11 protein-coding genes are annotated in these 13601 nt (G+C 47.2%); 6 read left to right on the top strand and 5 right to left on the bottom strand.

Annotated features, from left to right (window positions below; translation table 11 throughout):
* Positions 1-43 precede the first annotated feature (43 nt).
* Positions 44-1093: a GNAT family N-acetyltransferase gene (locus V8Z93_RS08410; protein WP_439431253.1), complete on the top strand. Its 1050-nt coding sequence runs from the start codon at positions 44-46 to the stop codon at positions 1091-1093.
* Here the strand turns inward: V8Z93_RS08410 and V8Z93_RS08405 are convergent.
* On the bottom strand, positions 1081-1719 hold the full coding sequence (locus tag V8Z93_RS08405; RefSeq protein WP_203038731.1) for a TetR/AcrR family transcriptional regulator: 639 nt from the start codon (positions 1717-1719) through the stop codon (positions 1081-1083). The genes V8Z93_RS08410 and V8Z93_RS08405 overlap by 13 nt on opposite strands.
* Positions 1720-1915: 196 nt before the next feature.
* Here V8Z93_RS08405 and V8Z93_RS08400 point away from each other — a divergent pair, with 196 nt between their 5' ends.
* The 5 genes from V8Z93_RS08400 to V8Z93_RS08380 all read left to right on the top strand — a co-directional run bounded on the left by V8Z93_RS08400 (position 1916) and on the right by V8Z93_RS08380 (position 9509).
* On the top strand, positions 1916-4204 hold the full coding sequence (locus tag V8Z93_RS08400; protein WP_203038729.1) for an NADP-dependent malic enzyme: 2289 nt from the start codon (positions 1916-1918) through the stop codon (positions 4202-4204).
* Positions 4205-4821: 617 nt separating this feature from the next.
* Positions 4822-5139, top strand: coding sequence for a 50S ribosomal protein L21 (gene rplU / locus V8Z93_RS08395; RefSeq protein WP_006848683.1), 318 nt, complete (start codon positions 4822-4824; stop codon positions 5137-5139).
* 19 nt (positions 5140-5158) lie between these two features.
* A complete protein-coding gene (gene rpmA / locus V8Z93_RS08390) occupies positions 5159-5449 on the top strand; it encodes a 50S ribosomal protein L27 (protein ID WP_006848684.1) in 291 nt (96 codons plus the stop codon).
* 227 nt (positions 5450-5676) lie between these two features.
* Positions 5677-6969 carry a serine--tRNA ligase gene (gene serS / locus V8Z93_RS08385; RefSeq protein ID WP_302687859.1) on the top strand — a complete coding sequence of 431 codons (1293 nt, stop codon included), beginning with the start codon at positions 5677-5679 and terminating at the stop codon, positions 6967-6969.
* Between the two features lie 194 nt (positions 6970-7163).
* On the top strand, positions 7164-9509 hold the full coding sequence (locus tag V8Z93_RS08380; RefSeq protein WP_439431252.1) for a bifunctional dihydroorotate dehydrogenase B NAD binding subunit/NADPH-dependent glutamate synthase: 2346 nt from the start codon (positions 7164-7166) through the stop codon (positions 9507-9509).
* A 508-nt stretch (positions 9510-10017) separates the two neighbouring features.
* On the opposite strand, the gene V8Z93_RS08375 is transcribed toward V8Z93_RS08380, so the two are convergent.
* The 4 genes from V8Z93_RS08375 to V8Z93_RS08360 form a co-directional block, all read right to left on the bottom strand.
* The gene (locus tag V8Z93_RS08375) at positions 10018-10347 is read right to left on the bottom strand and encodes a hypothetical protein (RefSeq protein WP_439431251.1); all 330 of its coding nucleotides are present in this window, start codon (positions 10345-10347) and stop codon (positions 10018-10020) included.
* Between the two features lie 163 nt (positions 10348-10510).
* Positions 10511-11095, bottom strand: coding sequence for a hypothetical protein (locus tag V8Z93_RS08370; RefSeq protein WP_439431250.1), 585 nt, complete (start codon positions 11093-11095; stop codon positions 10511-10513).
* A complete protein-coding gene (locus V8Z93_RS08365; protein ID WP_203038724.1) occupies positions 11055-11399 on the bottom strand; it encodes a hypothetical protein in 345 nt (114 codons plus the stop codon). The genes V8Z93_RS08370 and V8Z93_RS08365 overlap by 41 nt, the downstream gene beginning before the upstream one ends.
* 228 nt (positions 11400-11627) lie before the next feature.
* A complete protein-coding gene (locus V8Z93_RS08360) occupies positions 11628-13211 on the bottom strand; it encodes an AAA family ATPase (RefSeq protein ID WP_439431249.1) in 1584 nt (527 codons plus the stop codon).
* Positions 13212-13601: the final 390 nt, after the last annotated feature.

Below are 13601 nucleotides of genomic sequence, written 5' to 3'. Positions count from 1 at the left end.
TTTATTATTTTTGCAGAGCGAATATATAAGTGGTCATGTAAATATGAAGAAGAATTATGAAATAAAGGTATATACGAAAAGCGATGAACTGCCCCCACTTCTGGCGGGCAATTTCTTTCATAGCCTGGAGCTCTTCGAGATTAGCGAAGGAGTATCAGGAGATACCCCCTTCATGGCTGTAGCAACCGAAGACGGGAGAACGATAGCTCAGATGCTTGCCGTGCTTCACACCCACCGCACCTGGTTTCCACCTTTTATATATACGCATGCGCACGCACATGGAGAAGGCATCTATCTTTCTGCAGAAACAGAAGAAGAACTCTTCCCGCTCCTTCTCCACGCCCTTACCCGCAAACTTTGCAGTCACCACTGCCTCTACATAGAATTCTCGGAATTGCAGAAGAAAATGTTCGGCTACCGCCATTTCCGGCGCTTGGGCTATTTCCCTGTGGCATGGCAGGAGATATACAACTCCCTTCACAGCATGAATCCCGAAGAAAGACTCACCGACAGAGCCAGACGGCAGATTGAAAACGGAAAAAACAAGGGATTAGAGTGCCACGAGACCCACAACCAGGAAGAAATCAGGAAATTCTATCAACTCTACCGGAATTTCTATCGCTTCAAGCCACGCCGCTACGTGCCCCCTATGGAATACTTCGAATCTCTCAGCCAGAGCAACGAGGCAAAAGTCTTTGTCACCACTTACGAAGGAAGAAGATTCGGAAAAGGAGGCAAAGAAACGGGGACGATAGACGGAGAAGATTTCCATGCAGCAGGCAGCCGGAAAATCGTGGGAGGATGCACCCTTGCCTTCAGTAAAGACGATGCCTATCTCTGGCATCTCGCCTCACGCCGAAAGCGCTACATCTATCTGCATCCCGACACGATGACAGTATGGCACGCCATCAGCTATGCCTATCAGCATGGCTACAGGCACATCCACTTCATGGACGTAGGCTTGCCCTGGAAGCAGAACCCATACCGCGAATTCATCCGCAGTTTCGGCGGCAAGCCCGTAGCAAAATACCGCTGGTTCAGATGCAATATCGGCATTATCAACCGACTGCTGAAATGGATTTATAAGCTCTGAGCATGCTCGGAGCTTTCCATTGCCTTTTCGAGCAATCTTACACCTTTTTCCGTGCAGAGACCCCGAATCACGATGAGGAAATGATGAGCAAACAAATCCTTCATCGAATACTTGCGATAAAGCTGCCTATGCATGATTTCCTCCATGCTCACATTGGCCGTATCTATCAGAATTTCATAATTCACGTCGGCACGGAAGAACCCTTCTCTCACTCCCGCCTCGAAGAAGCGAAGGCTGTCATCACGTTCCTGGGCATGCAACTCCTGCAAAAACTTTACCACACGCGGCATCCTGTGGATTTCCTCATAGAAAACCACACCCACCATCTTGTTCACCTTCATCTGCTGGCGATAAACATAACTGATGACATCAATCACATTCTTCGCCTTCGCCGAGGCATAAGCCTCCACATTCCGCTTCATCTCCTCATGCTTTGCCTTGATGCCCGCAATCAGCATCTCCTCCTTATCGCCGAAGATTTCATAAACCGTACGCTTAGATACATGGAGTTCCACGGAAATCTCATCCATCTTCACAGCCTTCACCCCACGCTTATAAAACTCGGGCATGGCAAACGCAATGATCTTATCACGCAATTCCAGTTTATTTTGCTTATTTTCTACCATTTCTTTAACTTGTTAATTGCAATATCTATATGACATTTTCACACCTAAACAGGATTTTTTTGTGCAAAGATACAAAAAAAAACAAAAAACCATCTTATTTTCATAAGTTTTTTATTACCTTTGCACAAACTTTTAGGAAACGCGCAATTTTTGCGCCAATCTGTAAGGAATTAAATCTTTAAACCAATATATTGTTATGGTAAAAATCACGAAAGAGGCGGCTCTTGAATATCACGAAAGTGGCCGTCCTGGTAAGATTGAGGTTAAGCCAACAAAACCTTATCACACACAAACAGACCTGAGCCTTGCTTACTCACCTGGCGTGGCATATCCATGCCTGGAGATTCAGCAAAACCCAGACGACGTTTACAAGTACACAGACAAGGGTAACCTGGTTGCTGTAATCAGCAATGGTACTGCCGTGCTCGGACTCGGCGATATCGGCGCCATGAGCGGCAAGCCAGTGATGGAAGGAAAAGGACTGCTGTTTAAGATTTACGGTGGCGTGGATGTATTCGACATCGAGATCGACGAGAAGGACCCAGAGAAGTTCTGCGAGACAGTGGAGAGAATCGCTCCTTCATTCGGCGGTATCAACCTGGAGGATATCAAGGCTCCTCAGTGCTTCTACATCGAAGAGCGCCTGAAGAAGACCCTCGACATCCCAGTGATGCACGATGACCAGCACGGAACTGCCATCATCTCGGCAGCAGGTTTGAAGAACGCCCTCGAAGTAGCCGGCAAGAACATTGCCGACGTGAAGATCGTGGTGAATGGTGCCGGTGCTGCTGCCATCAGCTGTACCAAGCTCTACGTAGCTCTCGGCGCACAGGTCAAGAACATTGTGATGCTCGACTCTAAGGGCGTTATCACCAGCGACCGCGAGAACCTGACAGAGCAGAAGAAACTGTTCGCTACCGACCGCCGTGACGTTCACACACTCGAAGAGGCTGTAAAGGGTGCCGACGTATTCGTAGGACTCAGCAAGGGCAACGTGCTCTCTAAGGACATGATCCGCTCGATGGCTGACAGCCCTATCGTATTCGCACTTGCCAACCCTGTGCCGGAAATCAGTTACGAGGACGCTATGGACAGCCGTCCTGACGTATTGATGTCAACAGGTCGTTCAGACTATCCAAACCAGATTAACAACGTAATCGGTTTCCCATATATCTTCCGTGGTGCACTCGACGTTCACGCCCGTGCCATCAACGAAGAGATGAAGATGGCTGCCGTTCATGCCATCGCCGATTTGGCTAAGCAGCCTGTGCCAGATGTAGTTAACGACGTTTATCACGTAAACGACCTTACATTCGGTCCTAAGTACTTCATTCCAAAGCCAGTAGACCCACGTTTGATTACCGAGGTTTCTGCTGCCGTAGCCAAGGCTGCCATGGATAGCGGCGTGGCCCGCACTCCTATCACCGACTGGGAGAAGTACAAGCAGGGATTGCGCCAGTTGCTGGGTCAGGAAACCAAGCTCACCCGCAAGCTCCATGATACAGCTCGTCTCCATCCACAGCGCGTGGTATTCGCCGAGGGTGGCAACCCAACCATGCTGAAGGCTGCCGTTCAGGCTAAGAACGAAGGCATCTGCGAACCAATTCTGCTGGGTAACCCAGACCGTTTGAACCGTGTGGCTAGCCGCTTGAAGCTCGACCTCTCTAACATCGAGATTGTGGATATGCGTGCCGACAACGAGCAGGGTCGCCGTGCCAAGTTTGCCAAGCACCTGGCAGAGAAGCGTGCCCGCGAGGGATACAGCTTCGAGGAGGCATACGATAAGATGTACGAGCGCAACTACTTCGGTATGTCTATGGTTGAGCAGGGTGATGCAGACGCGTTCATCACTGGTCTCTACACCAAGTATAGCAACACCATCAAGGTGGCTAAGGACGTAATCGGCATCCGCGAGGGCTACAAGACCTTCGGAACCATGCACATTCTTAACACCCAGAAGGGCGTATATTATATTGCAGACACATTGATCAACCGTCACCCAGACGAGGATATCCTTACCGATATCGCCAAGTTGTCTGCTGGCACCGTAAAGTTCTTCAACGAAGAGCCGGTAATGGCCATGTTGAGCTACTCTAACTTCGGTACCGATGCCATCGGTTCTCCTGTAAAGGTGAAGAAGGCAGTGGCAGAGATGCAGAAGGAATTCCCAGAGCTCGCCATCGATGGTGAGATGCAGGTGAACTATGCACTCAACAAGGATCTTCGCGATGAGAAGTATCCATTCTCACGCCTCAAGGGCAAGGATGTGAATACATTGGTATTCCCTAACCTGAGCAGTGCGAATGGTGCTTACAAGCTTCTCCAGGGCTTGAACCCAGAGGCAGAGATCATCGGTCCTATCCAGATGGGCTTGAACAAGCCTATCCACTTCACTGACTCAGAGAGCAGTGTACAGGATATCGTAAACATCACAGCCGTGGCCGTAATCGATGCTTACGTAGAGAAGATCAAGAATCAGAAATAACATTTGGTATTATAGCAAAAGGTTAGTAATAACCTCATATCAATGATTTTTAGTTTATTGAGGCAGGAGTTTGTGAAAATTCCTGCCTTTTTTGTTTCTGTAGCCTTTTTCATGTTTCTGTAGTCTTTCTCATGTTTCTGTAGTCTTTCTCTTGTATCTGTAGCCATTCTTTCATCTTTTTATGTAAACGATAGTTAAATATCGCATTTGTGCTCCCACACACTTGATATAGAGCAAAAAAACATGGCTAAATATTTGGCGATATGGAAAATAAGCCTTATCTTTGCAGTAGTTATCCTGAAAACAATCTTTTTACCTTAAGAAGACTAATACCTATTGAAGATTTGGAGCGGTAGCCTGTGAAGGTCATCGCTTTTTTTGTTAATAACCTCACGTCTTTTTTTGTTAATACCCCACGTTTTTTGTTAATTCTTCCTAAAAGAAGAAAGATTTTCATTCCCCTATTCTCTTATTTCAAAGAAAGTTAGTAATTTTGCACCCCGAATGCTCATGGATTGGGCAAATATTACAGAAAAAGTTAAGTTCGTTGGGGCTCGGTCAAGATCCGGCACGAAGCTGGACGCCTCGCGGAAAAACCCGTTTATATAAATAATTAAATGTACGCAATCGTAGAAATTAACGGTCAGCAGTTCAAGGCTGAGGAGGGCAAGAAGCTCTTCGTACATCACATCAAGGATGTTGAGGCAGGTCAGACTGTTGAGTTCGACAAGGTTTTGCTCGTTGACAAAGACGGCTCAATCACTGTCGGTGCACCAGCTGTAGAGGGTGCAAAAGTAGTAGTAGAAGTAGTGAACCCACTCGTTAAGGGTGACAAGGTCATCGTCTTCAAGATGAAGCGCCGCAAGGACTATCGCAAGAAGAACGGTCACCGTGCACAGTTCACTGAAGTATCAATCAAATCTGTAATCGCTTAAAATTAGGAGGAATTAGAAAATGGCACATAAGAAAGGTGTTGGTAGTTCTAAGAACGGCCGTGAATCAGCTTCACAAAGATTAGGCGTTAAGATCTGGGGTGGTCAGAGCATCATCGCAGGTAACATCATCGTTCGCCAGCGTGGTAACAAGCACTTCCCAGGTGAGAATGTAGCTCAGGGTAAGGATGATACATTGTATGCTTTGGCAGACGGTATCGTTTACTTCCACAAGGGCCGCAAGGACAAGAGCACAGTTTCTGTTCTCTCTCCAGAGGTTTACGCTGAGAAGACTAAGAAAGCTGACGCTTAAATTTTAAAGTTTTAGAAAAAACTATTCCAAACAAACAACATAGAAGCCTGCTCATACCTAGAGCAGGCTTTCTTCGTTTATTTCCAAGCTCCTTAACCCCATAAAACCACGAAAAAACTTTAATTCTACCCTTCTCTGCAAAAAAGTTGGCTTTTTTTTGCGCTATCACAAATATTTTTTGTAATTTTGCCTTCAAAATAGGAAAATTAATATTAAAAAGAAATTTTATGCTTACACTTAAACTCATCAGTGAAGAAACTGAACGTGTAGTTAAAGGTCTTGAAAAGAAGCATTTCCCAAATGCTCGTGAGGCCGTAGAGAAAGTTTTGGAGTACGACAAGATTCGTCGCGAAGCTCAGCAGAAGCTGGATAACAACAAGCAGCAGGCTAACCAGTTTGCCAAGCAGATTGGTGCCCTGATGAAGGAAGGCAAGAAAGAGGAAGCTGAGAGCGCTAAGGCTCAGGTAGCTATGCTCAAGGCTGATGCCAAGGCTCTTGAAGAAATCATGGAGAAGGCACAGAACGATATGACCAACCAGTTGCTCGAAATTCCTAACATCCCTTGCGAGCAGGTACCTGAGGGCAAGGATGCAGCAGACAACGTGGTTGTAAAGGAAGGCGGCGAGAAGCCTAACCTCGGCCCAGACGCTCTCTGCCACTGGGATCTCTTGAAGAAGTACAACCTCGTTGACTTCGACCTCGGTGTGAAGATTACAGGTGCCGGTTTCCCAGTATATATCGGTAAGATGGCTCGCTTCCAGCGTGCTCTCGAGGCATTCTTCCTCGACGAGGCCCGCAAGAGCGGATACCTGGAGATTCAGCCTCCATACGTAGTAAACGAGGATTCTGGTCGCGGCACAGGTCAGTTGCCAGACAAGGAGGGTCAGATGTATCACGCTAATCTCGACAACCTCTTCCTCATCCCTACAGCCGAGGTTCCTGTAACCAACATCTTCCGCGATGTTATCCTCGACGAGAAGGATCTCCCTATCAAGCGCTGCGCTTACTCTGCCTGCTTCCGTCGTGAGGCTGGTAGCTACGGCAAGGACGTTCGCGGTTTGAACCGCCTGCACCAGTTTGACAAGGTAGAGATTGTACGCATCGACAAGCCAGGTCACTCTTACGAGAGCCTGAACGAGATGCTCGACCACGTAGAGGGTCTCTTGAAGAAGCTGGAGTTGCCATACCACATCCTCCGTCTCTGCGGTGGTGATATGAGCTTCACCTCTTCTATCTGCTACGACTTCGAGACATGGAGTGCAGCACAGGGCCGCTGGCTGGAGGTTTCATCAGTATCTAACTTCGAGAGCTATCAGGCCAACCGTCTCCACTGCCGCTATCGCCATACAGAGGACAAGAAGATTGAGCTTTGCCACACCCTTAACGGTTCTGCTCTCGCCTTGCCACGTATCGTAGCTACCATCCTGGAGAACAACCAGACTCCAGAGGGCATCCGCGTACCTAAGGTATTGGTTCCTTACTGCGGATTCGAAATGCTCGACGACAAGAATTTCGATTAATTCGATAAAACTTCGATTCATTCGATAAAATTTAAATAAAATATATTGTACGAGGATAACTTCGGCTACCCAAAAGGCGGCCGCGGTTATCCTTTTGCGTTTTCTATACCACGAGCAAACATCAAGACAACTAATAAGAATAAGAAATAAGAATAGAATCACAGATAATATTCAACATAAAAAGTTAGTAGCCAATGAACAAGATTATCAAGAAAATACAATACTCAGAAAAGGTATTCCGTTTCGATGTGGAAGCTCCACTCATCGCCAAGAGCCGCAAGGCCGGCAACTTTGTGATTATCCGTGTAGATAACAACAGCGAGCGCATGCCGCTTACCATCGCCGATGCCGACATCGAGAAAGGCACCATCACCCTGGTGGTACAGAAGGTAGGGCTCTCCTCTACCAAGCTCTGCGCCCTGAACGAGGGCGATGAGATTCACGACGTGGTGGGACCACTCGGCAACCCTACCCACATCGAGAACTTCGGCACCGTAATCTGCGCCGGTGGCGGCGTGGGCGTGGCTCCCATGCTCCCTATCATCAAGGCTCTCAAGGCCGCAGGCAACCGCGTGCTCAGCGTGATTGCAGGCAGAAGCAAAGACCTCGTCATCATGGAAGATGAGGTGCGTGCATCCAGCGATGAACTCATCATCATGACCGACGACGGAAGCTACGGCGAGAAAGGCGTGGTAACCGTGGGCATCGAGAAGCTCATCAACCAGGAGCACATCGACAAGGTGTTCGCCATCGGTCCTCCTATCATGATGAAGTTCTGCTGCCTCCTCACCCAGAAATACAATCTCTCTACCGATGTATCGCTCAATACCATCATGGTGGATGGTACCGGTATGTGCGGTGCCTGCCGTCTTACCATCGGTGGCAAGACCAAGTTTGTCTGCATCGATGGTCCTGAGTTTGATGGTGCCCAGGTAGATTGGGACGAGATGTTCAAGCGCATGGGCACTTTCAAGGATGTGGAGCGCGAGGAGATGGAGCACTTCGAGGAACATCTGGCTACAGTGGATGCCAAGAAGAAGAAGGAAACCACAGACGTGACGATGGATGTGGAACCTACCGATGCATCCATAGAAGAACTTACCGACCGTAATGCCGAGTGGCGCAAGGAACTGCGCTCTTCGATGAAAGCCAAGGAGCGCACCGCTATCGAGCGTGTGAAGATGCCAGAGCTAGACCCAGCATATCGTGCTACCACCCGCACCGAGGAAGTAAACATCGGCCTGACCAAGGAGATGGCACTCACCGAGGCAAAGCGCTGCCTCGACTGTCCTAAGCCTACCTGCATGGAGGGTTGCCCTGTGAGCATCAACATCCCATCCTTCATCAAGAACATTGAGCGTGGCCAGTTCCTTGCCGCCGCCAAGGTTCTGAAGAACACCTCAGCCCTGCCAGCCGTTTGCGGTAGAGTTTGTCCGCAGGAGAAGCAGTGCGAAAGCAAGTGCGTACACCTCAAGATGAACGAGCCAGCCGTAGCCATCGGCTACCTGGAGCGTTTTGCAGCCGACTACGAGCGTCAGAGCGGCAACATCTCCGTACCGGAATGCGACCCGGCAAACGGCATCAAGATAGCCGTAGTAGGTTCGGGTCCTGCCGGTCTGAGCTTTGCAGGCGATATGGCGAAGAAGGGATTCGACGTCACCGTGTTCGAGGCTCTGCACGAGATAGGCGGCGTGTTGAAATATGGCATCCCGGAGTTCCGACTACCAAATGCCATCGTGGATGTGGAGATAGAGAATCTCCAGAAGATGGGCGTGAAGTTCATCACCGACTGCATCGTGGGCAAGACCATCTCCGTAAAGGATTTGGAGCAGCAGGGCTTCAAGGGCATCTTCGTAGGTTCGGGAGCCGGACTCCCTAACTTCATGAACATCCCTGGCGAGAATGCCTTGAACATCATGTCATCCAACGAGTATCTTACCCGTGTCAACCTGATGGATGCTGCCAATCCACATACCGATACCCCTATCAACCTGGGCAAGAAGGTGGTGGTAGTAGGCGGCGGAAACACTGCGATGGACAGCTGCCGCACCGCCAAGCGTCTGGGAGCCGAGGTAACCCTGGTATATCGCCGTTCGGAGGCAGAGATGCCAGCCCGTCTCGAAGAGGTGAAGCATGCCAAGGAAGAAGGCATCAACTTCTTTACCCTGCATAATCCTAAGGAGTATGAGGCCGACGAGAAGGGTGCCGTAAAGGCTGTGGTCCTGGATGTGATGCAGCTTGGCGAGCCAGATGCCAGCGGTCGCCGTCGCCCAGAGACTACGGGCAAGACCATCACTCTGGAATGCGATCAGGTGATTGTAGCCGTGGGTGTAAGCCCTAACCCACTAGTTCCTCAGAGCATCGAGGGCCTGGAACTTGGCAGAAAGAACACCATCGCCGTGAACGAAGAGATGCAGAGTTCCATCGGGCAGATTTATGCCGGAGGCGACATCGTGAGAGGTGGTGCCACCGTGATTCTCGCCATGGGAGATGGTCGGAAGGCTGCACTCAACATGAGCCAGAAGCTTCTGGAGAAATAAGCTCTGAAGCCAGTCTGATTTAGATTTTTGTTTCATATAAACCGAGAGGGTGTATCAAAAGCCGTGATGGCTTTCTGATGCACCCTCATTTTATTCTCAAGAACGCAATCCCGCTAGGTGTCCCTCGTTTTTCAAGAACGCAATCCGTAATAAAAATCATTCTCTCGGGCGTGATGCAGCTCTTGTCATAGGGAATCCCCGAAGCCTCGCAATACGCACGCTGCGGCGTAGTAAATTCTGTCCTCTTCCACCACCACTCTGAGCTTTCCGTACTGCGGATGCTCAAAAATATAAGGAATCAGTTCTTTCATATCTGATACTTATTTTATATGATTGAGGCTGCGACCATTCGCCAAATTCCATACGCCAGAAGTGGTACCAGGTTTCCGGATACAGAAAAGCCCCGCAACCAGCTTTATCAACTGATTGCGGGGCAAAGGTACGGCGAATTTTCCAGGGCATATATCCCACTTTATCCCAAACATTATCCCACCGCAGGAATATTCTTTCAGAACAGGGAGTCAATCAACTCATGACCTTGCGGAAGAGGCATGTTGCGGCGCTGCTTTCGCAGGTCGCGCAAGCCTTTCTCCTCGAAAAGGTCCTCCACCAGCTTCGTGGGGAAAGAAGAACGCAGCACCCATATCGGCTCATGGGTTACGGCATCATTCTTCACTTCATCCCCCGACCATAATCTGCCGATGATGTTAGCTTCGCTGTCGCCACACTGCTGCCGGCATGCCATTTTCAAAACAACAACCTCTTTTTCAAGGTCATCCAGCATCATCCTACACTGTCTGATGCCGTTTTCCACCTGAATAAGTCTATCTTCCAACATACTTCTTATCAAGTTTAATCCCACGATTACCTTGAATAAGCAATGTTTCTCCCGTTATCTGCTCAATGATCTGCTAAGCGGGGCTTGTGTTCTGTTAGTATTTTATGTTGAAATTTTAAAAACAGAGTTTTCTGTCTTCATCAGTTTTTGGTCATTCTATACATTACTTCATCAATACTTTGATGGTATCCATGCCGATTTTAGCAATAACCATCTTTGCTGATACGGCGCATGAAGCAACGCCGCCAACGGCAGAAGTTGAACCCAAGAGTTTGCCATCAGCTGCATAGAACTTCACCACCTCGCCATTATCAAGGCCAGAAATGCTGACGATGCCATCATGTTCAGAAGCCACGATGCCACGTGTTTTAGCCAGGTTGATATTGGCAGTTTCCAGATTGGCGTTAATCCAATAAAGAGTAGCCTCCGTCTTTTCGGAAGCAGCATAGCCATCAGCAGTAGCATATACAGATATGTTATAAGCAGCAGAAAGAGATACTTTGCCTTCCTTGCTATAAGCATCAGAAACCATATCAGCATCAGTTATGGTATAATGATACTCAGCTCCAGCTGTTTCACTAGCGAACTTCAACTCTCCTGATTCGTAAGAAATGGAAGGAGTGGCGCAAGGAGTAACTGGCTTATCATCGCCTGATTCATCAGGATTCCAGGCATAGATATATTTATAATCTGGTCCTAAAGCATCTTTATAATCCTGGAGATATTCTGTTGGGACTTTGATAAACACATGTAGTCGGTATAAATGCTCCAGAGGCAGACTTTGGCACTTTACCTTTAAAATAAAAGGTTTCAAGACCACTGCAACCTTCGAAGCAATAAGCACCCAATGAAGTAACACTATACTCCACTCCATCGCTACTCTTAATCTTTTCTGGAACAACAATATCACCAGAATATGTATCATTCGTTTTAGACAAGAGAGTGGCTGTCTTCGTATCAGAATCTAAATTATAACGAAGACCATCAATCACTTCAAATTTGGCTTCTTGTGCCATGGCACTACTTGCAGTCATGATCAACATAACTACCATAACCACAAAACTCTTAAAAGAGCTGTAAGCAGATAGACCTTTGCCAACCTGTACATCTTAAAATGTAAAATTTTTCATAAGCTAATATTTTTTAATTATATAATTGAGCCCACTTTAAAAAGTAAGGCCTGTTTAAAATATTAAATCAGACCTTAAAATCACACTTTACCAACCAAACAAGTGGTTTTCAAGGTAAAAAAGGGCATCTGCATAAGAGCGCTTAAAATATCAACCTTTCACTTCCTTCCAATCTATCAATCCCTTGCCCATATCATCCAGTTCCACAGCAAGGACCACTACATTCCGCTTATCCGCCTTGAATGGCTCGACATATTGATTTGACTGGATTTGCTTCTCGGCAGCAGCAAGACCGCCATTCTGGGAGAGTTTCAACTCTAACACATAGATATAACTATAGACTTCCACTACCATATCGATTCTACCAGAAGAAAGCATGTGTTCCACCTCTACACGACATCCTATGGCATTGAATATCGTACTTATTATAAGACGATAGCGTTCTTCCATATCCATCGAGGCTAGTTTCTTGTTGCTATATGGCACATCAGCAATTAGAGCTTTAAGGCATTTCATCGCTTCAGGCAGATTGCCTGTGCTTAAATAGGCTCTAAGGAAAGCTTGCGTGGATTGCAGATTGCTTACTCTACGCAAGGATAGAGCAGGTAAGACCATCTCATTGAGAGCCTGTCTTACCTCATGGTTCGGAAACCCTAGGAAATAGACGCCATTCGCATAGCTCTTAATCGTGAGATAGCCCGACTGGTAAAGAAACAACTCGGCTCCACCACCAGTTACATCAGATGTTTCTGCCACCCTGCCCAGCAAGGCGCAATGATCGAAGTCTTGCAAATGAATCTCAAAATCATCCACAAACTTTGGCAATAAGGAGGTGGCACCCGATGCTGCCCAATAGTTTTTTATCTCCCTATCAGCCAACGCATTGATGAGACTAAAAGGATTGAAAACATCCACCATGTTGTTACGGCTGAAATGATAGCCATCATAATTGGCTTGCAGTTGCGCAACGGCTTCTTCTACTGTCCATCCATTATTCACTCCCATCGCCTCTATTTCTGGCATAAAATTGTCGGTGATTTCCTGCTTCGTAATACCGCAAATGGCTGCATACGGAGCATCAAAACTGATGTTGCTGAGGTTATTGAGCACTGAGAAGAGAGAAATCTGTGTAAACTTGGTGATGCCAGTGATAAAGACAAACTTCTCATACTCATCATCCGCCTTCAAGATGGCAAAGACACTGCGATAGACTTCTGTACAACCTTCATGCTCTGGTGTCTTCCAAGAATGCTGAAGTGGAGCGTCATATTCATCAATGAGGATGGCAACCTGCTGACCGGTCTGTTCGTAAGCGGTCGTAATGATGGCATCAAAACGATTACCTAACGAGTCGCCCTCAATGGTTTGGATGCCATACACTTTCTCATATTTGGCAAAGATGCGGTTTAGATAGGCACGAAGTTCAACACCGGTAGCACCACCTCGGCTCATATCAAGGCGAATAACAGGACGAGCGGTCCAGTTCTTCTCCATATCCATGATTTTCAAGCCTTCAAAGAGTTCCTTCTTGCCTTCGAAATAAGCTTGGAGGGTATCCACGAGCACAGACTTGCCAAAGCGACGAGGACGGCTTAGGTAATTATACTTCTTCCCCCTATTGACAAGATTCCAGATGATACCTGTCTTGTCAACGTACAAATATCCTTCTTTCCTAATTTCAAGGAAAGACTGGATGCCTACCGGCAATCTTCTATCGTCCATTTCTTCCACCATATTCTCTACTTTTTGCATTTCTACTGCAAATATACTACTTTTATCTGAAACAAGCAAGAAAAACGGGGAAAAGTTTCGGCAAGTTCTCTCTACCTATTACTAAATACAAAGGTACACATTTCAGATGACCCCTGCAAACATTTGGGATTTTTTTAATTAAATTAAACTTTTAAGAATTGATGGTAACTACTCTGCACCCTATGAAAGCCTTTGTTTTTGTAAAGAAATATCAAATACTTCTTAATGTGTAAAGATGGACTGTTGCCCATGTTTTTGCAGAAAAACCATATCCCTTACGATCCTGACGGTTCTGACAGTTCTGACAGTTCTGACAGTTCAAAACTAGGGGGTATATGGATAACGGGAAGGAAGATTTTTTTATTAATATAT

Origin of the sequence: Segatella copri (assembly GCF_051861805.1) — a bacterium.
In the GTDB taxonomy this organism is placed as follows: domain Bacteria; phylum Bacteroidota; class Bacteroidia; order Bacteroidales; family Bacteroidaceae; genus Prevotella; species Prevotella copri_M.
The sequence above is the reverse complement of the archived record's forward strand: the minus strand, read 5'-3'. Positions and strand labels throughout refer to the sequence as shown.